General features: G+C 62.6%; 25 protein-coding genes and 1 pseudogene. 13 read left to right on the top strand and 13 right to left on the bottom strand.

What is annotated here, in order from left to right; genetic code table 11:
* Positions 1–43 precede the first annotated feature (43 nt).
* Entirely contained in the window at positions 44–1,144 is a 1,101-nt protein-coding gene (locus ACSW29_RS08485; RefSeq protein WP_317828124.1) for a CaiB/BaiF CoA transferase family protein, read from the top strand.
* A 59-nt stretch (positions 1,145–1,203) separates the two neighbouring features.
* Here ACSW29_RS08485 and ACSW29_RS08480 read toward each other — a convergent pair whose 3' ends face one another.
* Both ACSW29_RS08480 and yczR read right to left on the bottom strand, forming a co-directional pair.
* Complete coding sequence (locus ACSW29_RS08480) at positions 1,204–2,307, bottom strand: class I SAM-dependent methyltransferase (RefSeq protein ID WP_317828125.1); 1,104 nt, start codon at positions 2,305–2,307, stop codon at positions 1,204–1,206.
* A gap of 47 nt (positions 2,308–2,354) precedes the next feature.
* Positions 2,355–3,830 (bottom strand): MocR-like transcription factor YczR, encoded by a 1,476-nt coding sequence (gene yczR, locus ACSW29_RS08475; protein ID WP_230816300.1) that lies wholly within the window; start codon positions 3,828–3,830, stop codon positions 2,355–2,357.
* Between the two features lie 61 nt (positions 3,831–3,891).
* On the opposite strand from yczR, the gene ACSW29_RS08470 reads away from it, so the two are divergent.
* Positions 3,892–4,122, top strand: coding sequence for a hypothetical protein (locus tag ACSW29_RS08470; RefSeq protein ID WP_230816301.1), 231 nt, complete (start codon positions 3,892–3,894; stop codon positions 4,120–4,122).
* Between the two features lie 12 nt (positions 4,123–4,134).
* Positions 4,135–4,425, top strand: coding sequence for a 5' nucleotidase, NT5C type (locus tag ACSW29_RS08465; RefSeq protein WP_448277044.1), 291 nt, complete (start codon positions 4,135–4,137; stop codon positions 4,423–4,425).
* 52 nt (positions 4,426–4,477) lie between these two features.
* Here the strand turns inward: ACSW29_RS08465 and ACSW29_RS08460 are convergent, their stop codons facing one another.
* Positions 4,478–5,767 carry an adenylosuccinate synthase gene (locus ACSW29_RS08460; RefSeq protein WP_095972424.1) on the bottom strand — a complete coding sequence of 430 codons (1,290 nt, stop codon included), beginning with the start codon at positions 5,765–5,767 and terminating at the stop codon, positions 4,478–4,480.
* A gap of 282 nt (positions 5,768–6,049) precedes the next feature.
* Between ACSW29_RS08460 and ACSW29_RS08455 the strand changes: the two genes are divergently transcribed.
* The 3 genes from ACSW29_RS08455 (at position 6,050) to ACSW29_RS08445 (ending at position 8,049) form a co-directional block, all read left to right on the top strand.
* On the top strand, positions 6,050–6,724 hold the full coding sequence (locus tag ACSW29_RS08455) for a hypothetical protein (RefSeq protein ID WP_230816302.1): 675 nt from the start codon (positions 6,050–6,052) through the stop codon (positions 6,722–6,724).
* Entirely contained in the window at positions 6,721–7,491 is a 771-nt protein-coding gene (locus tag ACSW29_RS08450) for a site-2 protease family protein (protein ID WP_230816303.1), read from the top strand. The genes ACSW29_RS08455 and ACSW29_RS08450 overlap by 4 nt, the downstream gene beginning before the upstream one ends.
* 69 nt (positions 7,492–7,560) lie before the next feature.
* Positions 7,561–8,049 (top strand): GNAT family N-acetyltransferase, encoded by a 489-nt coding sequence (locus tag ACSW29_RS08445; protein WP_317828127.1) that lies wholly within the window; start codon positions 7,561–7,563, stop codon positions 8,047–8,049.
* A gap of 85 nt (positions 8,050–8,134) precedes the next feature.
* On the opposite strand, the pseudogene ACSW29_RS08440 reads toward ACSW29_RS08445, so the two are convergent.
* Together ACSW29_RS08440 and ACSW29_RS08435 are read right to left on the bottom strand one after the other, a co-directional pair.
* A pseudogene (locus ACSW29_RS08440) lies at positions 8,135–9,371 on the bottom strand (DUF222 domain-containing protein).
* A gap of 94 nt (positions 9,372–9,465) precedes the next feature.
* Positions 9,466–9,963 (bottom strand): winged helix-turn-helix transcriptional regulator, encoded by a 498-nt coding sequence (locus ACSW29_RS08435; RefSeq protein ID WP_448277043.1) that lies wholly within the window; start codon positions 9,961–9,963, stop codon positions 9,466–9,468.
* A gap of 58 nt (positions 9,964–10,021) precedes the next feature.
* On the opposite strand from ACSW29_RS08435, the gene ACSW29_RS08430 reads away from it, so the two are divergent.
* Complete coding sequence (locus ACSW29_RS08430) at positions 10,022–11,437, top strand: MFS transporter (protein ID WP_230816307.1); 1,416 nt, start codon at positions 10,022–10,024, stop codon at positions 11,435–11,437.
* Complete coding sequence (locus tag ACSW29_RS08425) at positions 11,434–12,603, top strand: thiolase family protein (protein WP_448277042.1); 1,170 nt, start codon at positions 11,434–11,436, stop codon at positions 12,601–12,603. The genes ACSW29_RS08430 and ACSW29_RS08425 overlap by 4 nt, the downstream gene beginning before the upstream one ends.
* Positions 12,604–12,633: 30 nt before the next feature.
* On the opposite strand, the gene ACSW29_RS08420 is transcribed toward ACSW29_RS08425, so the two are convergent.
* Positions 12,634–13,290 (bottom strand): class I SAM-dependent methyltransferase, encoded by a 657-nt coding sequence (locus tag ACSW29_RS08420; protein WP_448277041.1) that lies wholly within the window; start codon positions 13,288–13,290, stop codon positions 12,634–12,636.
* Between the two features lie 240 nt (positions 13,291–13,530).
* Between ACSW29_RS08420 and ACSW29_RS08415 the strand changes: the two genes are divergently transcribed.
* Complete coding sequence (locus ACSW29_RS08415) at positions 13,531–14,472, top strand: DUF808 domain-containing protein (RefSeq protein WP_029254756.1); 942 nt, start codon at positions 13,531–13,533, stop codon at positions 14,470–14,472.
* 4 nt (positions 14,473–14,476) lie between these two features.
* Here the strand turns inward: ACSW29_RS08415 and ACSW29_RS08410 are convergent, their stop codons facing one another.
* Positions 14,477–15,421 (bottom strand): helix-turn-helix transcriptional regulator, encoded by a 945-nt coding sequence (locus ACSW29_RS08410; RefSeq protein WP_448277040.1) that lies wholly within the window; start codon positions 15,419–15,421, stop codon positions 14,477–14,479.
* A 64-nt stretch (positions 15,422–15,485) separates the two neighbouring features.
* On the opposite strand from ACSW29_RS08410, the gene ACSW29_RS08405 reads away from it, so the two are divergent.
* Positions 15,486–15,950, top strand: coding sequence for a pyridoxamine 5'-phosphate oxidase family protein (locus ACSW29_RS08405; protein ID WP_448277420.1), 465 nt, complete (start codon positions 15,486–15,488; stop codon positions 15,948–15,950).
* Here ACSW29_RS08405 and ACSW29_RS08400 read toward each other — a convergent pair.
* The 3 genes from ACSW29_RS08400 to ACSW29_RS08390 form a co-directional block, all read right to left on the bottom strand.
* Positions 15,940–16,869, bottom strand: a complete 930-nt coding sequence (locus tag ACSW29_RS08400; protein WP_230816311.1) for a cation diffusion facilitator family transporter — start codon at positions 16,867–16,869, stop codon at positions 15,940–15,942. The genes ACSW29_RS08405 and ACSW29_RS08400 overlap by 11 nt on opposite strands.
* A 91-nt stretch (positions 16,870–16,960) precedes the next feature.
* Positions 16,961–18,106, bottom strand: a complete 1,146-nt coding sequence (locus ACSW29_RS08395; protein ID WP_230816312.1) for an FUSC family protein — start codon at positions 18,104–18,106, stop codon at positions 16,961–16,963.
* Entirely contained in the window at positions 18,093–18,509 is a 417-nt protein-coding gene (locus ACSW29_RS08390) for a DUF3151 domain-containing protein (protein ID WP_042452165.1), read from the bottom strand. The genes ACSW29_RS08395 and ACSW29_RS08390 overlap by 14 nt, the downstream gene beginning before the upstream one ends.
* 125 nt (positions 18,510–18,634) lie before the next feature.
* Between ACSW29_RS08390 and ACSW29_RS08385 the strand changes: the two genes are divergently transcribed.
* Positions 18,635–19,426: an Rv0361 family membrane protein gene (locus ACSW29_RS08385; protein WP_448277039.1), complete on the top strand. Its 792-nt coding sequence runs from the start codon at positions 18,635–18,637 to the stop codon at positions 19,424–19,426.
* 79 nt (positions 19,427–19,505) lie between these two features.
* On the opposite strand, the gene fbaA is transcribed toward ACSW29_RS08385, so the two are convergent.
* On the bottom strand, positions 19,506–20,543 hold the full coding sequence (gene fbaA, locus ACSW29_RS08380) for a class II fructose-bisphosphate aldolase (protein WP_448277038.1): 1,038 nt from the start codon (positions 20,541–20,543) through the stop codon (positions 19,506–19,508).
* Between the two features lie 203 nt (positions 20,544–20,746).
* Here fbaA and ACSW29_RS08375 point away from each other — a divergent pair, with 203 nt between their 5' ends.
* Both ACSW29_RS08375 and ACSW29_RS08370 read left to right on the top strand, forming a co-directional pair.
* The gene (locus ACSW29_RS08375) at positions 20,747–21,484 is read left to right on the top strand and encodes a VTT domain-containing protein (RefSeq protein WP_003944390.1); all 738 of its coding nucleotides are present in this window, start codon (positions 20,747–20,749) and stop codon (positions 21,482–21,484) included.
* A gap of 29 nt (positions 21,485–21,513) precedes the next feature.
* Positions 21,514–22,176 carry a DedA family protein gene (locus ACSW29_RS08370; protein WP_003944306.1) on the top strand — a complete coding sequence of 221 codons (663 nt, stop codon included), beginning with the start codon at positions 21,514–21,516 and terminating at the stop codon, positions 22,174–22,176.
* 11 nt (positions 22,177–22,187) lie between these two features.
* Here ACSW29_RS08370 and ACSW29_RS08365 read toward each other — a convergent pair whose 3' ends face one another.
* Both ACSW29_RS08365 and ACSW29_RS08360 read right to left on the bottom strand, forming a co-directional pair.
* Positions 22,188–23,315 carry a GTP-binding protein gene (locus ACSW29_RS08365; protein ID WP_347871567.1) on the bottom strand — a complete coding sequence of 376 codons (1,128 nt, stop codon included), beginning with the start codon at positions 23,313–23,315 and terminating at the stop codon, positions 22,188–22,190.
* A 44-nt stretch (positions 23,316–23,359) separates the two neighbouring features.
* The gene (locus tag ACSW29_RS08360; RefSeq protein WP_448277037.1) at positions 23,360–24,712 is read right to left on the bottom strand and encodes an LLM class flavin-dependent oxidoreductase; all 1,353 of its coding nucleotides are present in this window, start codon (positions 24,710–24,712) and stop codon (positions 23,360–23,362) included.
* Positions 24,713–24,781: the final 69 nt, after the last annotated feature.

The raw sequence follows: 24,781 nt of genomic DNA, 5'->3' as shown, positions 1-24,781 counted from the left end.
CGTCGAGTCAGGAGTGTTGTCACCGTCTGAATTGGGAGTGCGTGTGTCTGCAGAAGCTGTGGAGAAGAAGGGCCCGCTCGCGGGCATTCGGATCGTGGAATTCGCTGGATTGGGACCGGGCCCGCACGCCGCGACGCTGTTGGCGGACATGGGCGCCGACATCGTCATCGTGCAGCGCGCAGGGCAGATTCCGCAGGACTCGAACGCAACCGACCAGATCAAGCGCGGCCGCCGCATCGTCGAGGCCAACCTGAAGGATCCGGCCGACGTCGCCAAGGTGCTCGATCTCCTGGGCCGCGCCGACGTCCTCATCGAGGGCTTCCGCCCCGGCGTCATGGAACGCATGGGACTCGGACCCGACGTGGTGTCGGAGCGCAATCCGCGCCTCGTCTACGCCCGTATGACGGGCTGGGGACAGGAAGGACCGCTCGCCAACGCCGCCGGTCACGACATCAACTACATCTCACTGACCGGTGTCCTCAACGCCATCGGACGTAAGGGTGAACGTCCCGTCCCGCCGCTCAACATGGTCGGCGATTTCGGCGGCGGTTCCATGTTCCTGATCTTCGGCATTCTGTCGGCTCTCGTCGAGCGCTCGACGTCCGGTAAGGGCCAGGTCGTCGACGCGGCGATGGTCGACGGAACCCTCGCGCTCTCCCACATGATGTGGGCATTCCGCGGTCGCGGCGTCTGGTCCGACGAGCGAGGCGTCAACCTCCTCGATACCGGTGCCCCGTTCTACGACACCTACGAGACCTCCGACGGTAAGTACATGGCCGTCGGTTCCATCGAACCGCAGTTCTACGCACTGCTGCTCGAGGGCCTCGAACTCGATCCAGCTACGCTCCCCCACCAGATGGACACGTCCAAGTGGGACGACATGAAGAAGCTCTTCACCGAAAAGTTCCTGTCCAAGACTCGCGACGAGTGGGCCAAGATCTTCCTCGGCACCGACGCCTGCGTCTCGCCGGTCCTGACGTTCGCCGAGGCACCGTCGAACGAACACATCGCGGCCCGCGGTTCGCTCATCGAACTCGACGGCGTCACCCAGCACGCACCGGCGCCGCGCTTCTCACGCACGCCCACCACGACGCCCGCCGCCCCGGCGCGTGAGGCGACGGTTATCGACACGGTCTGGACCTAGGGCCTTCGGCCCTGTGCGCCTTTTTGGTAGTTACTGCAACCAAAAAGGCGCACGGGGCGTCAGCCCAACCTGTAGAACCTGAACATCTCGTGCTCGATCGGCAGCACGTCCACCCGCTCGAAACCTGCTGCCTTGGCATAGCTTTCGAGAGTCGAGTGTCTCATCACCGTCCCGGTGCCAATGCTGCCTGGATGCGAAAGACTGTCCGGCAAGCAACAGGTCAGCGAAAAGCCGTACAGCAATTGCTCGATCGGACCCGCCTCGGGATCGAACGCATCCGCTGTTCGTTCGTCCATCACGATCACCGGAGCGCCCGGCTGGGCAATCGCCCGAGCCGTGGACAGAAATCCCACCGGATCCGGTACGTCGTGGAGGCACTCGAAAGCAAAGACGGCATCGTACGTCCCGGCATCGGCTCGGCCTGTCTCCGGAGCTTGGCCGGCAACGTCGACCAGAGAGAAATGCACGCGGTCGTCGACCCCGCGATCGTGGGCGTTACGACGGGCGGCGTTCACCGAGGCTGCGTCGACGTCGAAACCGTGCACCTCGATCTTCGGGTAGCCGAGGGCGAGCGCGATCGACGACCAGCCCTCCCCCATTCCTAGATCAGCGACCTGCCCGCCGTCCGAGAGAACCGCATGCAGGTCGGTGACTACCGGCAGGAACTGCTGACAGAGCTGCTGCAGATACATCGGCCGGTTCAGCAGTGCCTGGCCCTCGCGAGCATCGGGTCCCATCGATTCCCACGTGACTCCGCCGCCATGACGATAGGCGTCCAGTAGACGTGGCATCGACCCCGTCGTCGCGACGAACAGCCTCGCCAGCGGTGTCAGGAACCTCAGGTTTTCGTCATCGACCAACACTTCGGCGTGGGCCGGCGACAGGCTGTACCGACGATTGGCATCCGAATTGACCTCCACATATCCGGCCACGGCCTGCTGCTCGAGCCACTCCCGCGCATACCTTTCGACGGTCCCCGTCCGGTCCGCCAGCTCCGTCGACGTGAGCGGGCCGTGATCACTCAGCGCGCGGTACCAGCCCAACCGGTCGCCCAGATACACAGCCTGCAGCTCCGACGCGCCGAGTGTGGCCGCGAACAATCGTTCTGCCAGCGCCTCCGCCGCACTGGTTCCCGCTGCGCCTGTACCGTCTACGACCGTCATGCCTGACCTCCTGGTTTCACACCTCTTTCAGTGTGTGTACCCAGTTCTCAGACGACGACCATTCGTTGGTCGGCCGTGTCGCGATCCGTCGCGAGAGTGTCGTAGGCAGCGGCGATGGATGCAACGCCGCGAATGAGGTCCTCAGGGGAACGCGCGTACGGCACGCGGATGAATCGTTCGAACGCGCCTTCGACGCCGAAACGCGGGCCGGCAGCGAGGAGCACTCCGAAGTTGGGTGCCACCGCCGCCAATGCCGTCGAGACGGGCGCAGACATACGCATCCAGACCGACATACCGCCGGAGCCGATGGTGGGGCGCCAGTCCGGCAGACGCTCGGCCACCGCACCGAGGAGTACTGCGCGCTGTTCGCGCAGAACTTCGCGACGCTGTTCGAGGAGCGAGCGGTCGTCGGCTAGTAGATAGGCAGCCGCAAGCTGATCCATGACGGGAGTACCGAGATCGATCGCGGCACGCGCACCGACCAACTGTGTGATGAGCGCGGCGTCGGCGCGAATCCAGCCGACACGCAGTCCACCCCACAGCGACTTCGCCGTCGAACCGATCGTCACCACTTCGGTTTTCGCAGCGCCGCGCCCATGTGAGGCGACCGGTGCCGGCGGAGGTGCGTCGAGCCACAGGTCCACCATTGTCTCGTCGACGACCAGAGTCATCCGCGTTTCGTGCGCGATCTTCGCAAGTTCGGCGCGCCCGGCAGAATCCATGCAGAGTCCGGTCGGGTTGTGGAAATCGGGAATCAGGTACGCCATTCTGGCAGCGGTTTGCCTTGCTGCACTTCGAATCCCGTCGAGGTCCCAGGCTCCAGCTGCCGCGAATTCCGGTCGGACCGGTACCGGGACCGGTCGGGCACCGTTTCGCCGAATTGCCTCCAGCGCATTGGGATACGTCGGATGATCGACCAGCACTCGCTCGCCGGGCGAGGTGAGCACCGAGAGCAACAACCGAAGCGCGTGCTGCGCGCCCGAGGTCACCATGATCTGTTCGGCGGTGGTGGGCAGACCTCGTGCTGTGTAGCGCTGCGCGATCACGTCACGCAAGTCGCCGATCCCGACCGGTTCCATTCCGTGCGTGGGCAGGTAATTCGGAAGTTCCCGCAGCGCAGACGCATACGCAAGTTCGACTTGCGCCGCGGGAGCTGCCATCGCGGCATAACTGAGGTCGACGACGGGTCCACTGGGCCCCGGCTGGTGGGAGCGGAACATCAACCCGTTGGGCTGAGCACCGGCCGGTAAGGCCACCGTGCTTCGCGAGCCCTGCCGGCTGATCAGGTACCCCTCGTCGCGCAACACCGAGTACGACGACGTGATTGTGGTCCGGCTGAGTTCGAGCACCGTCGCAAGTTCGCGCTCACTGGGCAGCGCGACGCCGAGCGGAACGCGGCCGTCGTGCACGAGCAGGCGGATACCGTCGGCAAGCGCGCGGTACGCGGGCCTGCGTCCGGACTCTTCCTGCCAGGACCCGAGATCACGCGCAAGCGAACGGGCACCAAGAACTCGGGTCATCATGCAGTCCAGTATCGACAACTTGGCTATGTATTTCAATACCAGTCGAGTTGATCATATGTCCATGACTACCTTCGCAACCCTCATCGGCATCGGCCTCTTCGTGGCACTCGTGTACTTCTTTGCACCTGCCGAAGGTGAAGGTACCTACATTCGCGTCGAGCAGTTTCGCCTGGCAGCACCCCTCGGCGGCATCTTCCACCACGCAACTCCAGACCGCGAGAACAACTCTGTCAGACCTCCGTGCGATTGCGATCAGGGGGAAGAATTCACTGATCTCAGTCCAGTTGCCTAAAACTGGACTCTATTGCGTACCTGGAAAGTCTCCAGACGAGGCGCCGCAATTCTTCTCTCGCGCGCCACAGCCTGGCACGACAAGGTTCTGTGGGTCCAAGAGCACCTCGGAATGGAGGAGGGCAGCGTCGCACACAAACGACTGATTCTCTCGCACCACAAGCACCTCAACCGAGGCGACTTCCTCGTCGACGACCGCGGAGCAAACGGCGCAGACCGATTCGAGGGTGAGTGGATCAAGTTCGGCAGCACCGAGTTTCCCGACTGGAAGACCGTCACCGCGCACCTGTCGAAGCTGGCTTGAAACACGAAATCCCCGTTCCTGCAGGCAGGAACGGGGATTTCGAGGAATCGAATTAGCGGACGATCTCGCGCCGGACGATCGTCTCGTCGCGGCCGGGGCCGACACCGATGCATGAGATGAACGCACCCGAGAGCTCCTCGAGTCGTAGAACGTAGTTCTGCGCATTCTGCGGCAGTTCCTCGAAGGTGCGAGCCTCCGAGATGTCTTCCCACCAGCCAGGCATCTCTTCGTAGATGGGCTTGGCGTGGTGAATGTCGCTCTGCGACATCGGCATTTCGTCGTGACGGACACCGTCCACCTCGTACGCGACACAGATCGGCACGGTGTCGAGGCTGCTCAGCACATCCAGCTTGGTGAGGAAGTAGTCGGTGATGCCGTTGACGCGCGTCGCGTAACGCGCGATGACCGCGTCGAACCATCCCGTGCGACGAGCGCGTCCGGTGGTGACGCCGACCTCGCCGCCCTGCTTGGCCAGGTATGCGCCGTGATCGTCGAACAGCTCCGTCGGGAACGGGCCGGAACCGACACGCGTCGTGTACGCCTTCAGAATTCCGAGGACCGTGGTGATCTTGGTGGGACCGATTCCCGAACCGACTGCCGCGCCACCCGAAGTGGGGTTGGAGGAGGTCACGTACGGGTACGTGCCGTGGTCGACGTCCAGCAGAGTGCCCTGCGAACCTTCGAGCAGAACGGTCTCGCCGCGCTCGAGGGCGAGGTTGAGTTCCAGGCGCGTGTCCGAGATGCGGTGCTTGAAACCCTCGGCCTGCGTCAGTACCTCGTCGACGACCTGCTGCGGGTCGAGTGCCTTGCGGTTGTAGATCTTGACCAGCACCTGGTTCTTGAATTCGAGTGCTGCTTCGACCTTCTGGGTCAGGATCTTCTCGTCAAGGACGTCCGCGGCACGGACACCGACACGGGCGATCTTGTCCTGGTAGCACGGGCCGATACCGCGGCCGGTCGTGCCGATCTTCTTCGCTCCCAGGAAGCGTTCGGTGACCTTGTCGATGGCCACGTGGTACGGCATGATCAGGTGCGCATCAGCAGAAAGCAGCAGGCGGGACGTGTCCACGCCGCGCTCTTCCAGTCCTGCCAATTCGGTCAACAACACACCCGGGTCGACGACGACACCGTTACCGATGACGTTGTTGACGGCGGGGGTGAGGATTCCGGACGGGATGAGGTGCAGTGCGAACTTGTCACCGTTCGGCAGAACCACGGTGTGTCCGGCGTTGTTACCGCCCTGGTATCGCACGACCCACTGAAGCTGCTCGCCCAGTAGATCTGTAGCTTTGCCCTTACCTTCGTCGCCCCACTGGGCGCCGATCAGGACGATTGCCGGCATGACGTTGTCTCCTACGGTCGACGTGCAGCAGTTGTCCCGCCGCATTGGTACTGCCTGGCTTCCGCGCACATGATGCAGCGCCGAACTGTTGCAGTGACCGAAGGAGCAGTCTAGCCCAGAGCACCAGACCAGACCTGACGGTCCAGAATTTGGCCGGTGACCATCACGATTGCGAGTCGACACAGACACTCGCACTAAGATCGTCGGCAGTGATTCGGACGGCCATTTCGGGGAAGGGTGGCGAGGTCCCACTACCCGAGAAGAAGTCTGATCGAGCTAGGAGTGGCTTTGACCCCTGTGGTGCTCAAATGTGGCGATTCGCCGGTTCCACTCCCCCTGGGTGAACTCACGTCGTTCACTGTCCCCGAGCTTCCGGAGAAGCAAGACTTCGACGAGGCACTGTCCCAACTGCAGGTCGTGACGGAGCCGCGCTTGATCGTCGTGGGCAACGACGGCGCGTTTGCCGCTGCATTGACGCGGTTGATGCGACTCGAGCGACTCCACGTCGAACTCGCCTACGTCACCGAGAACAGGTCCGATGCGACCGACGCGTACAAACTCGCGACTGGTGCACGGGCTGCGCGCACGGCGTTGAAAGGCACAGTCCACACCGTGCCGCTCATTCGTGACGATGCCGGAATCGCGTTGGTCGGCGCAGCAACGGTCACAGGCCCGGCCGATGCCGCTGAACTGATCGGCGAGGCCTACGTCGACGACAACAAACTGTTCTCCGGCACAGTCCCCGGTATCCGGATCGTGCCGAGCCCCAAGCTCCCCGGCATCAAGGCATCTGTCGATCGTAAGAGTCGTTGGAGCGGACGACGCTGGCTCGAAGGCCGTGCAATTCAGCTGGGATCGCCCGCAGCTCGCCTGGTTCGCGACGGTGTGCCCAACCCGCGCGATCTCAAGCGTTCGACCTTCTACCGGCACGACAAGACTTGGTTGTTGGTCAGGTGAGAACCGGAGCAGCACGGTCGGCGGTTCGACCCAGCCCCGTCTTCCTCGGCGTCGTTGCCGTCACCGTCATTGCCGGAGTCGTCGCTTGGAACTCGACGTGGGGTTCCATCGCGGGCCGCGCGGGTGTTTTTGTCCTCGTGGTTGCCGGCTGGGTGGTCACGCTGTGCTTGCACGAGTTCGCCCATGCGTATCTGGCGTGGCGTCACGGAGACACTGACGTCGAGGCTCGTGGCTATCTGACACTCAACCCGCTCAAGTACAGCCATCCGATGCTCTCGATCGGGTTGCCGGTGCTGTTCATCGCGTTGGGCGGCATCGGGCTTCCGGGCGGCGCCGTGTACCTGCGCACCGGGATGTTCCCGCCCAAGGTGCAGGCGCGAATATCGCTCGCCGGTCCGTTCACGAACGCCGTCGCCGCGGTGATCCTCCTCGTCGTCATACGTGCGTACGGCTCAGGGACCGAGCACCTGACGTTCTGGGCTGGCCTCAGTTTTCTGGCGTTCCTACAGGTCATGGCAACAGTCTTGAACCTGCTCCCCGTCCCCGGTCTGGACGGTTACAACGCGCTGGAGCCGTACCTCGCACCCAACACACGACACCAACTCGAACAGTTCAAGCCGTACGGGCTACTCCTGTTGGTTGCGCTCCTGTTTGTCCCTCAAATCAATGTCGTCTTCTTCGACGCGATCTACTGGATCTTCGAACTGAGCGGTGTGTCCGACTACTACGCCATGCTCGGTAACGCCCTCATGCGTTTCTGGACGTGATCGAGTGCGCTGGAGGAGACTCGTGAGAGTCTGACATTTCAGACATTCATCTTCTTCAGGAGAGCATCGATGATTGCGACGTCATTTCAGTCCGGCGGAGTGGAGTACACCCTCACGCGGGCCGAGATTCGACACGTGGAAGCACTGATCGACTTGCTCGCCGACGACCCGATCGGGAGCACTCGGGAGACGACCAACCCCGAGGCTCGAATGATCTACGAGGACGCGTTCAAGCGAATCGACGAGGATCCGGCGCAACTCCTCGTCACAGTTCTTGTCGGCGACGCTGTAATCGGCACAATGCAATTGACCTTCATTCCAGGTATGAGCCGGATGGGCGCGACGCGACTGCAGATCGAAGCCGTTCGCGTGCACGAGGATTTCCGCAGCAAGGGCATCGGCAGTTCGATGATCCGCTGGGCCTGCGAAGAAGGTGCCCGGCGCGGTGCCTTCCTGGCACAGCTCACCTCGGATCAAACTCGCAAGGAAGCTCACGACTTCTACGAGCGACTCGGATTTGTCGCCTCCCATGTCGGGTTCAAGAAGTCACTGAGCTGACTCCCAGCCACCAAGACTCCAGAACGCAGGCTCGAGCACCGGAGCACGACTGTGCCCCGGTGCTCGCGTCTTGAGTTGCTTCGGTTCAGGCCGCGGTGGGTGGACTGTTCCCGCCGATCGGCTGCTGGAACGGATCAATCGACATCGGTGGGTAGAACACCGCCTTCCGATCCTGGCCGATCTCCACCCGCCATTCGGTGTGGTGCAGCGTCCGATGATGATGACCGCACAACAAGATCAGGTTGTCGAGATCCGTTGGGCCACCGTCACTCCAGTGAACGATATGGTGAGCGTCGCACCACCCCGACGGCGTTCCGCACCCCGGGAACGCACACCCACCATCACGCACCGTCAACGCTCGCCGCTGCGGAACCGTCGCCGTTCTCGCTTCCTTGCCGCAGTCGAGCGGAACACCATTTTCATCCAACAGGATCCGCGTCGCGGTGCAGTCACAGGCCAACATCCGTGCGGTGTCGATGCTGATCGGGCCCACCCAATCCGCCCACGCAAACCCCAGCTCCTCCGTCGACGGCAGCAAGTCCTTCAAGGCCTGCATATCGGTCATGTCTTTTGCGCTGGCGGTGACCGTGATGTGTGGTTTCACGCCGCCTTCGATCGGACCCAACCCCGCCCGCTCGTACCGCCGCAACAGTTCGCAGAACCCGTCCGCACGTCGTAGTGCCGGAGTGCGGGTGTCTTTGACGCCGTCCTTCTCCGGCGTCGGCGCCGACAGGCTCGCAGCAACGTGATCAACCGTGCACCGTTCACGGCATCCAGATCACCCTTCACCGTCACCCGTCCATACAGGCCTTTCGAGGCATAGAACTCATTGCGCTCAGAGTCTTCCCCGACCGGAACACCGTCCTCGCGTTTTCCGTACTGCTTCTCGATCCGCCGGATCGCAGCACGCACCGCATCACAATCCGCAATATTCTTCGACGCCAACGACAACAAGATTCCCCGAGCCTTGTTCACATCCGCCGGCGTCATGTTCTTCGGCGGATGCTGACAAACGACGCCACCTGCCGCGCCTTCAACGCATCCACATCGCCCCGGTGAAACGCATCCGCGACAACAGGTTCGAGCATCAACAACCGCGCCAGGCCGACCAGCAGGCTGCACTCACCGATCTCCAAATTCGTCGAACCATGCAACCACTGCGCGATCGCCCGAAAACCCTTCCCGCCGAGAACCTCACGGGAAAACATCTCCACGATCAACAACACCATCCGCGACTGCAACTCGTGCCGGACACGCACCAGATCCAGAACCTCACACTTGAGATCCCCACCATCCAACTGCCACGCATCCCGACTGTCCATGCCCAAAGTCTAAGCGAACAAACTTTCGATAACTAGAGACATAACAGACAACTTCAAGAAGACCGAAAAACTCGAGAGCTGTTGAAATGCATCGCTATTCGAGCCGACGTCCACGCGATTCGTTGACAGAGACGCGCAACTCGCCGAGCGGCACTTCACGCCCCGACTCGCTGCGCACCTCGACGCGAACGCGCTCACCGGTAGCGTCGTCCGCCACCGCCAGCGGACCACCCTTTCCTCCGTGCAGGTAATTGTCCCCCCACTGCATCAGCGCGAGAACCGCCGGCAGCAGGTCACGACCCTTCTCGGTGAGCACGTACTCGTGCCGCGTCCGCTTTCCAGGCTCCTTGTACGGCACACGCTCGAAGAGGCCCGCCTCCGTGAGCTCCTTCAGCCTCGCCGACGCCACCGCCTCGGTAATGCCGACCCGCGACGCAAAGTCGTCGAAACGAGTTGTGCCGTAGTAGGCCTCTCGCAAAATCAGCATTGCGGAGCGAGTGCCGACCACTTCCATAGCCCGCCCGATCGAACAATGCGTGGCCCGCCAGGCGTCGCGATCTTCGAGCACCCCGGTCAGTCGTACAGCGTCCATGGGTTTCACCATACCCCCTGGCTTGCCATAACCATAGCCAGAGTCTAGATTGCTGACTATGGAACTTCATAGCCAGCCGGTGCGGACCGGACCCCTCCTCGCAATACTGTCGGGGGCGCCGTTCGTCGCCAGCCTTGACCTCTTTGTGGTCAACGTGGCCTTCGGCGACATCGCCAAGAGCTACCCGGGCCACTCGCTCGGCGAGTTCAGTTGGATCCTCAACAGCTACGCGATCGTCTACGCCGCGCTGTTGATCCCCCTCGGACGCTGGGCGGACAGGATCGGACACAAGCGCGCCTTCATCGCCGGCCTCGCACTGTTCACCCTCGCCAGCGCCGCCTGCGCTTTCAGTCCGTCATTGTGGGCATTGGTGGCATTCCGCATCGTCCAGGCAGTCGGCGCCGCAGCGCTCACCCCGGCCAGCCTCGGCCTCCTGATCAGTGCACTCCCGGCGGCGAAACGCCAATCCGGCGTACGTATCTGGGCGGCGGCCGGTGCAGCTGCCGCGGCATTCGGACCCGTCGTCGGCGGCATTCTCGTCGAGGCGTCCTGGCGCTGGGTCTTCCTGATCAACGTTCCGGTGGGGATCGTGTTGCTCTACTTGGCAGTCCGACTCGTACCGGACACGACCCACAAGGACCCCGATGCCGGGATCGACGTCGTCGGCGCTGCCCTGCTCACAGTCGGAGTCGGCTCCCTCGCGCTGGCACTCGTGCAAGGACCTGACTGGGGGTGGACCGACAGTCGCGTTCTGATCGCCTTCGCGGTGGCCGCCGTGACACTACTCTCTTTCTGGTGGAGCAACTCTCGTCACCGAACTCCGTTGATTGCTCCGGATCTTCTGAAGATCCGCTCATTTGCCTGGTCCAACGTCACCGCCATTCTGTTCAGCGCAGCGTTCGCCGCCGGCCTGCTCTCGAACATCCTCTGGCTGCAAGAAGTTTGGGGATACTCGGCATTGCGTACCGGCTTCGCCGTCTCACCGGGTCCGCTTCTGGTTCCGCTGTTCGCCATCGCCGGTGGATCGCTTTCGCGCAAGTACTCGGCCGGTCGCGTCGCCGCACTCGGCAGCCTTCTGTGGGCCGTCGGAACGGTATTGGTCCTCGTCTCGGTTGATACAACGCCCAACTACGCGACCGGACTCCTACCCGGTTGGATCATCGCCGGAATCGGTGTCGGTCTTGCCCTGCCGACCATTTTGTCGCAGGCCACGGCAGATCTGGCACCGGCCCGATCGGCCACCGGTAGTGCAATCGTCAGCATGAGCCGACAGATCGGAACCGTTCTCGGCGTGAGCGTTCTGATCGCGGTTCTCGGCTCTGCTGTCGACTACGACACCTTCCGCCAGGCCTGGTGGGTGATCTTCGCCGTCGCGCTTGCGTCTGCCCTGGCATCGCTGGGAATGACACCTGCGACCACACCCACCCCAGTTGTCCCTGCTGAATCCGCCATCCCTGAAAGGAATTTGTCATGAGAGACGCAGTTATCGTCGAAGCCGTTCGCACTCCGATCGGCAAGGGAAAGGCGAACGGCGCCCTGCACCGCATCAACGCCGTCGACCTCCTCGCCCACAGCCTCACAGCGGTAGTCGAACGCACCGGAATCGATGCAGCACTGATCGACGACGTCATCGGTGGCGCGGTCAGCCAAGTCGGCGAGCAGAGCCAGAATGTCACTCGCACTGCCCTTCTCGCCGCCGGCTACCCGGAGTCGGTACCGGGAACCACCGTCGACCGCCAGTGTGGAAGTAGCCAACAAGCAGTTCATTTTGCCGCTCAGGGCGTTATTGCCGGTGCATACGACATCGTTGTCGCGGCCGGAGTCGAGTCCATGAGCCGAGTGCCGATGGGCTCGAGCAGCATCGGGCGCGAATCGCTCGGCGTGGGTTTCGAAGAGCGCTATCCGGACGGTCTGGTACCGCAGGGCATCAGCGCCGAATTGATCGCCGCCAAGTGGGGACTGAGCCGCACCCAACTCGACGAGTTCTCGGCGTCGAGTCACCGGAAAGCCGCGCTGGCAACCGAAAGTGGATACTTCACCAAGGAACTCGCAACTCTCCCGCAACTGTCGGTCGACGAGGCCATCCGCCCCGGCACCACCGTCGAGACCCTTGCCGGCCTACGGACCGCCTTCGAATCCGACTATTACGCACAGCGATTCCCACAGATCGACTGGTCCATCACCGCAGGCAACAGCAGCCCCCTTTCGGACGGCAGTTCGGCGGTGATGATCACCACCAGTGAGATCGCCGCGAAACTCGGCCTCACACCGAAGGCACGACTGCACAGCTTCGCTGTCGCCGGCGACGATCCGCTGTACATGCTCACCGCGGTCATCCCTGCTACCCAGAAGGTCCTGGCCCGTGCGGGGTTGACGGTCTCGGACATAGATCTGTTCGAAGTCAACGAGGCTTTTGCCCCAGTGGTCCTCTCGTGGGCAGCGGACACCGGCGTCGATCTGTCCAAAGTGAACGTCCACGGCGGCGCCATCGCGCTCGGCCACCCGCTGGGCGGCAGTGGAGCGCGGATCATGACCACTCTGGTCAACGCGATGGAACAGCGCGGCGCGCGCTACGGACTCCAGACCATGTGTGAGGCAGGCGGGTTGGCCAACGCGACCGTCCTGGAACGCTTGGGCTGAGCACTCTCCCCGATGGACGGCATTCCGACATCAGTGACCGAGTGCCGTCCATTCGGGGTCCGGCTTGCGCGCAACGACCCGGAACACGATTCCACCCCGTCCGGTGCGCTGCACCTCGTCGATCAGGAAACCGGCGTTTTCGAGGTATGCCACCGGTTCGCGAGTGAGGTGATCAGCTCCGAACCGAACAAAAAGCGGTTCCACGGCCTTCATCAACGCACGAGCAACAATGTTCTTGCTCGGCCCGTGCTCGGCGAGAACGAATCGACCACCAGGCACCAGGACCCGAAATGCTTCGCTCGCAACTCGGTCCGGATCGGGGATCGTACAAAAGGCGTACGTGGACACCAACGTGTCCACGCACTCGTCGGGAACATCGAGTGCTTGCACGTCTCCGAGACGTAGGTCGACTTCGGTCTTCACCCCCTCGGAGACCTTGACCCTGGCCTGATCGAGCATCGCACTCGAGATATCCACGCCGATGACGTAGTCGACGTCATCCCCGTAGAGAGGCAGGTTCAGCCCGGTACCCACGGCGATCTCGACCACGCGGCCATGCGCCTGGTCCACAGCCCATTTCCGGGCGTCACCGAGCACAAAGCGTTCGAAGCGCCCGATCTGTCGGTCGTAGTGCGCCGCCATTGCGTCGAAAGTCTTGGCGACCTGTGCAGTGTCTGGTTCACGCATAGTGCCCCGTTTCGATCGATCTTCTGTGCAGTCTTACATGCGAGCACCGGGTCGGGAAGACCTTTCGTGACGAAGGGCAACCGACCGAGCAAGGTCGTCCCTGACGGATGCCCCCGGTATCGTTCCAGGTGACCTGACCTCACCTACGACGATCATGGATAGAGACCTCGTGCGATCAAGTAACTGCGTCACCGGTTCGGTCCGGCCACCTTTTTCCACTGATTCCACTGGAGGTCTGTGATGGCCGGCGGACTCTTCGCCCTGCTCGACGACGTCGCGGCCCTGGCTCGTATGGCAGCCGCCTCGATCGACGACGTCGCCGCAGCAACCGGTAAGGCGACCGCCAAAGCTGCGGGTGTCGTCATCGACGACGCAGCCGTCACACCGCAGTACGTCCGTGGACTCGCGGCCGAGCGCGAACTACCGATCATCAAGCGCATCGCCATCGGATCGCTGCGCAACAAGCTGCTGATCATCCTGCCGATCGCTCTGCTGCTCAGTCAGTTCCTTCCCTGGCTCCTGACACCACTGTTGATGGTCGGTGGCTGTTACCTCAGCTATGAAGCAGTGCACAAGATCTGGGGTGCGATATTCGGCCACGGTGATCACCACGAAACGGCCGACGAGCACCCTCGCGACGAAGAGGCCGTGGTTTCGGGTGCTGTCCGCACCGACCTGATCCTGTCCGCCGAGATCATGGTGATTGCACTCAACACCATCGCGGGCGAAGGTTTCTGGAGCCGGTTGGTAATTCTTGCCGTCGTCGCCGTGGTCATCACCGTGGTCGTCTACGGCGTCGTCGGACTGATCGTGAAGATGGACGACATCGGCTTGAAAATCGCCGAGACGTCGTCGGGCTTCACCCACAAGGTCGGCCGTGGACTGGTTCGCGGTATGCCTCACGTGATGTCGGTGCTCTCGGTGGTGGGTACCGCCGCGATGCTGTGGGTCGGTGGCCACATCTTGTTGGTCGGCATCGACGAACTGGGCTTCCACCCGCTGTACGACGCCGTTCATCACGGGGAAGAAGCAGTCAGTGACATCGCCGGAGTCGGTGGCGTACTGGCGTGGATCGTCAACACCCTTGCCTCGGCAGCGCTGGGCCTGGTGGTTGGCGCCATCATCGTCGCAGCTCAACTGGGTATCACCCGCCTGCTCGCAAAGCGTTCTGCGACGGCCTGATCGCCTACCTGTGGCGGAGCACCATCTGCTCCGCCACAGTTCGCATCCCTTCACGCAAGGACGAGGGTTCGAGCACCTCGACGTCGGCTCCCAGCCCGATCAACTGTGAGAGCGCGACGGCTTCGCTCTCGAGTACCAGCTCGGCACTCACCCATCCGTCGTCGTCCTCTGGTCCCACTTCGACTGCAGCCGCAAGCTCGCCCACCACATCGGGCAGTCGACGCCTTCCCTCGCGCGACACCCGCACCTGGCAGTCGAAACGAAGCAGCGACCGGTCGAACTCGGCCATCGACGCAGCCCACCACGACGGCAGATCGAAATCCACCGGCCGGGTGAACGAATCATCTTCTACCACCGCATTTTTGATGCGGCCGACTCGAAACGACAGCGTTCGACCGTTCATCCCCGCCACCAGGTACCAAACACCGGCTTTGATGACCAGCCCCAGCGGTTCGACCGTCCGCTCGCGATCGCGGTAGGCGAAGCGCAGCCGACGCGAGTCGAGCACAGCGGATGTGACGATCGGAAGACCTGAGATGTCTTCGACTCCGCCGAACCAGCCGGGGACGTCCACCAGGATGCGGTCCTGCCACAAGCGCGCGCTCTCGCGCAGCGGACCGGGCAGGGTGCGCAGCAGTTTGGCCCCCGCCGAACCGACGGCGTCGGATCGCCCGAGATCCGCAGCGATGGACGGCACGCCCAACAGCATGAGCGCGGACGTCTCGTCGTCCGTCATGCCGGACAGCTTGGACTGCCAACCGTCGAGCAGACGAATGCCACCACCCGGTCCGCTCTCGGTCCAGATCGGCACGCCGGCAGCCGACAACGAGGCCACGTCGCGATAGATCGTTCGCACCGACACACCGAACTCGTCGGCCAACTGATCGGCAACGACGCCACGACTGCCCTGCAAACGCAACATGAGTTGGAGCAACCGCGCGGATCTCATGACGCGAACATTACCGAGAATCACTGACAGAAATTGTCAGGAATAGGAGTGCACAATGACCGTCATGGTCACCTGGAAGCAGTTCTCCGAAGAAGTTCCCGCCCTCGCCGACGCGGTCCAAGCACGATTCAAGGCCGACAAGCATCACGTCCTCGCAACGCTGCGCAAGGATGGTTCACCGAGGGTCAGCGGCACCGAAGTCGAAATTCTCGATGGGCGTCTGGTGCTCGGTTCGATGTTCGGTGCACTCAAGGCGAAGGACCTCATCCGTGACGGGCGCTACGCCCTCCACAGCAATCCCGGCGAGCACACGATGGAAGGTGGCGATGCCAAGATCGCCGGAATTGCACGCGAAGTGACCGGCGACGAGTTCGAAGCCGTGCTGGCAAGCTACACCTACGAGGTTCCGAAACCCCTGCACCTCTTTGTCCTCGACATCGACGAGGTGGTGCACACGACTGTCGACGACGAGCACATGTACGTAGACCTCTGGAAGCCGGGCAAGGAGATCACCCGCTTCACCAAGTGACGTTCTTCTCGCAGTGCTCGCCGTTGGCACACGATTCCACCTGGACAGTGGCGTGGGAAAGACCGTGACTCTCGAGGACGGTACGCGCGGATTCCAGAACGTTCGACGAATTCGCGTCACTGGTCAGGTGGACCGTCGCGACATCCATTCCGGTGGTAAGCGTCCAGACGTGTAGGTCGTGAACACCCATCACGCTCGGCAGCGCAGCCAGGTCGGCCTCGACCGCTTCGACATCGACGTCGGCCGGCGACGCCTGCGTCAGAATGCGCAGCGATGCTGCGGCCAATTTGATCGCACGCGGCACCACCCACAGCGAGATGAGAACACCGACGACGACGTCCGCCCACGTCCAATTGAACAGCAGGACAAGGCCACCGGCGATCAGAACACCGACGCTACCAACGGCGTCGGCAAGCACTTCGAGGTAGGCGCCGCGCACGGCCAGGCTGTCCTTGGAGTCGCCGCGCAGCATCAGCATCACGACGATGTTCGCGGCCAGACCGGCAGCCGCAGTGATGATCAGGGCGCCGCCCGGGATCTCGGGTTCGTTACCGATCCGGCCGATTGCCTCGTAGAAGACCCAGGCCGCGACGGCCAGCAGCATCACGGCGTTAGCCATGGCGGTCAACACTTCGGCGCGATGCCAACCGAAGGTCCTGGCCGCGGTGGTGCTGCCCTTCTTCGCGAGTAGCAACGCCGTCAGGCCCATCGCCATACCCACCACGTCGGTGAGCATGTGACCGGCGTCGGCAAGCAGAGCCAACGAGTTGATCAGGATGCCGACCGTCGCTTCGAGCACGAGGAACGCAACGAGGATCGCAAGTGCGACCGCCATTTTTCTGATGCGCTGCGGTGACGGTCCTACGCCGACCGAATCTGCTGCCGAGTGGCCATGTGAATGGCCGTGCCCTGCTCCCATTTGTCCTGTTCCCTCCCAAGTCCTTCTCAGAGCATATGCATACATTCGCATATATACAATGAGTTGCTCAGTGAGCGGGAAAGGGCAGAGGTCAGTGATCCGGCTCGTACGCCGGGTGTGGCACAGTCGGCGGCAGAGTGGCGATCGACGAGATGCGCTTCATGCCCGCAACCTGCAAGAGGTCGACCACCAACGATCTGATCTGGGCGAACACCACCGTCGAGGACAGGCCCGCGTTCTCGACTACCGCCGGTTTCAATTCCTTGGCCACCGAGCGGAGGACACGCGCTGCCTCGGCTTGATCGGGCTGCTCCCCCGGCTCCGCCAGGATCATGTCCTTCAGCACTTCGACGGCTTTCGACAAGCGCTCGACCTGAGCCACCAAACGGGGATCGAGAATCTCGTCGTCCCTGACCAACGTCAACGAACGACGCGCGAGTACTCGAATATTGCGCAACGCATTGTCGATGGGATCGGCTGTCGCCATGAGCCTTTCGAGACGAGGTCGACTGTTCCAGTACAGCGGGGAGATCCGGCTGATTTCGCGCCCGCCGAGGAGGTTGGTGCGCAATCCGTCGATGGCACCTTGAGTTGCGCGCGCCTTCTGGAGCGCCTTCACGATCGGGTCCGGATCGTTCGCGACAAGGCCGTCTGCCACCAATTGCAGTACCTCGGAAGCTGTTCCGAGAATCGACGCAGCATCCTTGCGTGCGCGTCGCACCGGATGGGTGGGGATGATCGCGACAACCGCGATGCCCACCAGACCACCGACCAGGGCATCGATCATGCGATCGGGCCCGCCGCTGCCACCCGGTGGGATCAGCGTCGCCACCAGCACTGCCGAGTTTCCGGCCTGCATCGAGAAAATCGGCCCGCTGTTCAGAAGCACCGCGACGGACATCGCCAGCACGACGACCAAACTGATCTGCCACGGTCCGCTCCCGATACCGGAGATGATCAGGTCGCCGATTCCGATACCGACCGTGACGCCCGCAACCAACTCGAACGAGCGCCGCAACCGGGCACCCAGCGACAGACCGAGCGAGACCACGGCGGCAATCGGCGCGAAGAACGGCGCATGGTGCCCGATCACCGTAGTGGCAACCCACCACGCCAATCCGGCCGCCAAGGCACATTGAATGATCGGTAGCGCCGACGTCTGAAGCCGACGCACCGATTTGCGAGCACGGTCCTTGATGCCGGCCCGGCTCGGACGGAAACTGCTAACCGAGGCCAAGCGCTTCGGCGGCGTTGGGATCGCAGTCTTCGAGCAGATCGAGGCAACGCGCGTACTCGTCGGCCTCACCGATCGTCTTCGCGGCCTTGGCCAGGACAGCAACGCAACGCAAGAAGCCACGGTTCGGTTCATGGCTGTAGGGCACGGGGCCGAAACCCTTCCAACCGTTACGGCGTAGTTGATCGAGTCCGCGGTGATAGCCGGTACGCGCGTAGGCGTAGGCAGTGATGGTTTCGCCCTTGTCCAGGGCAGCCTCGGCGAGGTAGGCCCACGCGATGGAGGCAGTGGGATGGTCGGCCGCGACCTGGGCCGGGTCAGCGTGGTTGAGCAGTGCCGATTCCGCGTCGTCGTCGCCGGGAAGCAGAGTGGGCTTGGGTCCGAGCAGGTCACCGAATTGGGTCATGCGCTCATTGTGCCCGCTACGCCTTTCCGCCACAGGACCGCCTCGCCGACGGTGGGAGTTATGCAGGCTACATACCGGTCGTTACCCTGACATGGTCATTGCTGCATAAGACCGAAGGGTTACCCGTGCCGGACTCGAAAGACGACAACTCGAAAAAGAGCGCAGCCCCGAACGGTGCGCCGGAGAAGTCGGTCCCGACCGAACCTGCGACTGTGGCGATTCAGAAGGCGGGCAAGGGCTCGACGGCACCGAAGGCGGACGCCGGAGTCAAGGCGCCGAAGGCGGACGGCGAAGGCACGGCAGCGAGTGCGCCAACCGTCGCGATTCCGAAAGTCGCGCAGCCGACACCAACATCCCGGCAAGCTCCGACACCACCGCCTCAGCGCGCCGCGCCTCAGCGGGTAGGCGTCGCGCCAACCCCACCTCCGGCCCAGCCGATGCCGACTCGCATCGAGCCCGCCGCGCCGGAAAAGACCAAGCGCAGCGGCAAGGGCTGGTATATCGCAGCAGCAGCGGCAGGCGTCGCCGTCCTCGCGGCAATCGGCATCGCGGTCTTCGTCTCGTCAAACAGCGGTAGCGGCGAAAGCTCACCTGAAGCTCAGGTCCAGACCGCCATCTCGACGTACGTCGACGCACTGCAAACCGGCGATCTGGCAACTCTGCGAACGTCGACGTGTGGAGCGCTGGGCGAGTACTACCGCACCATTCCGGACGCGGCGTTCGCTCAGGTTCACGACAATGCCGTCGCGCAGAAGACGATTCCGCAGGTCGGAGCCGTCGACGCGGTCCGCATCACCGACGACACCGCGATCGCTCAGGTGCAGGCAAGTTTGCCGAGCACCGGCGAGCAGTCGTGGCGCACGTTCGACCTCGAGCGCCAGGACGGCACGTGGAAGGTTTGCGATCCCAGCAAGTAAGAACCTGAACAGAAAATGCGCGCCGGCGAGAAATTTGCCGGCGCGCATTTTGTTCGGTGAAGCTGAGTTGTGAAGCCGATCAGCCTGCGGACACCGAGCGTCCGGCCGACTTCAGGTCGTTGCACGCCTCGACGACGCGAGCCGTCATGCCTGCTTCGGCCTTCTTGAGGTAGCTGCGCGGGTCGTATGCCTTCTTGTTTCCGACCTCGCCGTCGATTTTGAGGACGCCGTCGTAGTTGGAGAAGAAGTGTCCGGCGATCGGACGGGAGAACGCGTACTGCGTGTCGGTGTCAACATTCATCTTGACGACGCCGAAGTTCAGCGAATCCTCGATCTCCGACTTCAGCGATCCCGATCCGCCGTGGAAGACGAAGTCGAAGGGCTGTGAGCCGGCGGCCAGGCCGAGCTTGGTAGCGGCAACCTTCTGGCCCTCTTCGAGAACCTCGGGCTTGAGCTTGACGTTGCCCGGCTTGTAGACACCGTGGACGTTTCCGAAGGTGGCTGCGAGCAGGTACTTGCCCTGTTCGCCGATGCCCAGAGCATCGACCGTCTTCTCGAAGTCTTCACTCGAGGTGTAGAGCTTGTCGTTGATCTCGGCCTCGACGCCGTCCTCTTCGCCGCCGACAACACCGATCTCGACCTCGAGGATGATGCGTGCAGCCTTCGAGAGGGCGAGCAGTTCCTTGGCGATGGCCAGGTTCTCGTCGATCGGGATGGCCGATCCGTCCCACATGTGCGACTGGAACAGCGGGTTACGGCCGGCGTCGACCCGCTCCTGTGAGATCGCGAGCAGCGGACGCACGTAGGTGTCCAGCTTGTCCTTCGGGCAGTGGTCGGTGTGCAGCGCGATGGTGACGTCGTACTTTGCCGCGATCACGTGTGCGAACTCGGCGAGCGCAACAGCGCCGGTGACCATGTCCTTGACGCCCAAACCGGAACCGAACTCGGCGCCGCCCGTCGAGAACTGGATGATGCCGTCACTGCCGGCGTCCGCGAAGCCCTTGATGGCTGCGTTGATGGATTCGGAGCCGACACAGTTGATGGCGGGGAAGGCAAAGGAATGCTCCTTGGCCCGACCAAGCATCTCGGCATAGACCTCGGGAGTTGCGATAGGCACGGCGGGAGTCCTCCATTTACGTGTCGTTCGGAGCGCTCGGCGATGGGAAAGCGCTTCGTGTGGTCCTAGCAGTATGGCAAGTCCGACTCGTCACGTCTCTTTGCGGTCTCGGCCGCCGCACAACCCCGGCATCAGTCACCGCCACCGACGCGATGACCTGCGGTGGTGGGAAACACTCAGATTCGGCCGGTACTCTGGCCCCCGTGAATGTGCAGGCAGCAACTGAATCCGTGACGAACCTGGCCTTGCTGCCCGGCTTCCTCGATCCCGTGAACCTCTTGAATTCCTTCGGAACGTGGGTTCTGGTGGGATTGCTTCTGGTGGTCTTCATCGAATCAGGCCTGCTGTTTCCGCTCTTGCCCGGCGATTCACTCCTCTTCACCGCAGGGCTGATCGCGGCTTCCAAATCGACCGAGATCGAACCGTTCGCACCTCTGTGGGTGCTCTTGGTGACAATTCCGATCGCCGCGATTCTGGGCGACCAAGTCGGGTTCTACATAGGCGCCAAGGGCGGAACTGCCCTGTTCAAGACGGACGACGCGCGGTTCTTCAAGAAGAAGTACATCGACGAGTCGCACGCCTTCTTCGAAAAGCACGGCCCGATCACCATTATCCTGGCTCGGTTCGTACCGATCGTGCGTACTTTTGCACCGGTGGTCGCCGGTGCTTCGAAGATGAAGTACTCACTGTTCCTGACCTACAACATCGTCGGCGGCATCCTGTGGGGTGCGGGCGTGACTTTGCTCGGCTACCTCCTGGGGCAGATCGAATTCATCCGCGACAACGTCGACTACATCTTCATCTTGATCGTCCTGGTGTCGGTTCTGCCGATCGTCTTCGAAATCGGAAAGCGAATTCTGGCGTCGAGACGTGGTGAAACGGCGAATACTTCCACTACGGACAATTCGACGGTGACAGTCCCCGAAGACCCCACCCCCTGATTGCAGAACGAGGCGAAGTACTGACGACGATGACGCTCGCATCCGGCAGTTTCTCCCCGCTCGAGACTGCCGGGCCTCTGTTGGTCTGGATCATCGTCGTCACGTTCGTCTTCATCGAGTGCGCGATCATTCTCGGATTGTTTCTGCCCGGTGATTCGCTTCTGATCACAGCCGGAATCGTTCTTGCCGGCCACGAGTCCGGTGCAGGCCACGTGTGGGCACTGTCGGTGGGCGCGATGATTGCCGCTATTGCCGGTAACCAGGTCGGGTACGTCATCGGCCACCGGACCGGCAATCACATCAAAGCCCGTAAGGGCGGCAAGTACTTCACCGAGAAGAATCTGCACCGCGTCAACATCTTGTTGGAAAAACACGGTTTCTGGGCGGTCCTGATTGCCCGTTGGGTTCCATGGGTGCGCACTCTGTGCCCAATGGTCGCGGGCGCGGCCAAGATGAACCACACGCGCTACACAATCGCGAGCACCATCGGCGCGATCATCTGGGCGCCGGTGCTATTGCTGCTCGGCTTCTATGGTGGCTCGTTCCTCGATCGTGTTCCGTGGTTGCTGCCCGCCGTACTGATCGTGATGATGGTCAGCTTGGTCATCGGTACCGCGTTGGGCATCTGGCAGTACCGCAAGGAGATGGCCCGTCCGGCCGAAGACGTCGAGGTCGAAGAAGTCCTCGACTAGAAGATGTCTTCTCAGTGCAGGTGGCTCTGGTCCCACGCCGGCAGCGGATCCTCGTAGCGAGTCCAGGCCCGCGATCCTTCGCGTAGTTCGTCATCGGTCAGCAGAGCCGGATCGAGGATTCGTGACGGCGCCGACTGGTCGAGTTTCACTCCGATGAACACGATCTCCTGTCCCGGCACCTCCGCCGCCGACGCCCACAGTTGAGCCGGTTCGATGACGAGGTTGGGGCCTGCCTGCGACCAGATAGCGGCGAATTCGGGCCGGCTGGCGATCCAGCAGAAACCCTTGCTTCGCAGGAGTCCGGCGAACTGACCGAGCGCAGCCTCGAGACGCGCCGGATGAAATGGTCGCGAGGCGCGATACGTGACGCTTCGTATTCCGTATTCCTCCGTTTCCGGGGTGTGCCCACCGGCCAGTTCCTCGTCCCAGCCCGGTACCTGCGCAGCCAGTTCCGGGTTGTAGAGACCGGTTTCGAGGACGCGATCGAGGGTGACTTTTCCGTGGTCCGTCCGAATCAGTTGAGCGGTGGGGTTGAGCCTGCGGAGCGTTGCCTCGACGGTTCCTGCCGCCCGCGGACTCACCAGGTCGGTTTTGTTCAGCAAGATGACGTCGGCGAACTCCACCTGATCGACCAGGAGATCGGAGATGCTGCGTCCGTCCCCCTCCCCGGCTTCGAGGTTGCGCTCGTCGAGTCGTTCGCCTTTTGCCAGCTCACCGAGGAAAGTCGACGCATCCACCACCGTCACCATCGTGTCGAGCTTCGCGAGCGAGCCGAGGCTGAAACCGTCCTCGAATTCCCAGTCGAAGGTCGCTGCCACCGGCATCGGTTCGGAGATGCCGGTGGACTCGATCACCAACTGATCGAACCGTCCTTCTCGCGCCAGAGCGCCAACGGCGTCGATCAGATCCTCACGCAATGTGCAGCAGATGCATCCATTGGTCAGCTCGACCAACTTCTCCTCCGTGCGATCGAGGTGGCCCTGGCCCGCGACAAGGGCCGCGTCGATGTTGATCTCGCTCATGTCGTTGACGATGACGGCGACGCGTCGACCGTCACGGTTGGCGAGGATGTGGTTGAGGAGTGTGGTCTTGCCTGCGCCCAGAAATCCGGACAGCACGGTTACCGGTAGCTGCTTCATCCCTTAATGATAACCGTTGTCATTATTGGCAACGTGAAGCGGGCCTACTGCACTGCGGACGTACTACCCGAGAACTGGCTCTCGGGCCTCGGCAAACCGAAATGATCGCGAAGCGTCGTACCCGGGTATTCGGTCCGGAACAGGCCGCGATCCTGCAGGATCGGGACCACTCGCTCGGTGAAGATCTCGAGTCCACCCGGGTAGTACGGTGGCATGACGTTGAATCCGTCGGCAGCACCGCTGGTGAACCATTCCTCGATCGTGTCGGCCACCTGCTCGGCGGTTCCGGCAAAAACCCGATGTCCGCGCGCACCCGCCAATCGATGAAGCAGACCACGAACCGTCGGACGCTCGCGCTCGACGATCCCCGCGATCACCTGCAATCTGCTTTGCTTGTTGTCGGTGACATCCCCTGCAGCCGCGAACAATTCGACGGGTACCGGTGCATCCAGTTCCAGATTCCGAACATCGGTCCCGGTGAGTGTACCGAGTTGCGCGAGCCCGTACTCCGGCGAAGTCAACTCGTTGAACTCCTGCTCGAGCGCCTTCGCCTGCTCCTCGGTGTCACCGATGAACGGGCTGATTCCGGGCAGGATCTTGACGTGATCGGGGTTGCGGCCGAACTGAGCAGCCCTCGACTTGATGTCGGTGTAGAACGCCTGAGCGTCGAAAAGTCTCTGGTGCGCTGTGAAAATCGCCTCTGCGTACTGACCGGCAAACGCGCGACCGTCGTTGGACGCACCGGCCTGCACCAGCACTGGGTATCCTTGCGGCGTTCGCGGTGCGTTGAACGGCCCCCGCACCCGCAGATGCCGCCCGACGTAGTTGATCTCGTGAATCTTGTTTCTGTCCGCGTAGATTCCGCTCTCGCGGTCCAGACTGATCGCGTCGTCCTCCCAGCTGTCCCACAGCCGCACCACCGCGTCGACGAATTCCCGTGCACGCGAATACCGGTCACCGTGATCCGGATGCTTGGCCAGCCCGAAGTTGGCTGCTGCCAGATCGGTGCCGGTGGTGACGATGTTCCACCCCGCGCGTCCGTTGGAGATGTGGTCGAGCGAGGCGAACAGCCGAGCCAGGTTGTACGGCTCGTAGTACGTGGTCGACGCCGTCGCGATCAATCCGATCCGCTCGGTCGCCACTGCAATGGCCGTCAACAAGGTGATCGGCTCCAACGTCCCTGCGGGACCATGCTCGACGTCGCTGCGCAACGCGGGACCGTCGGCGAAGAAGATTCCGTCGAACTTCGCTGCCTCAGCGGTGCGAGCGATCTCCTGGAAATACGTGACGTCGAACAGACGTTCCGGTGTCGTCCACGGATGACGCCACGCCGCTTCGTGATGGCCGGCGGGGTGAATGAACGCGTTGAGGCTCAGTTGGCGCGAGGAATCAGACATGCCTGAATGCTGGCAACAACCACCTTCCTCCGACAGGGTTACGGTTCGTGTGATTCCAACTCCGAGCGG

It is taken from the genome of Rhodococcus sp. GB-02 (genome assembly GCF_053470465.1).
The sequence above is the reverse complement of the archived record's forward strand: the minus strand, read 5'-3'. Positions and strand labels throughout refer to the sequence as shown.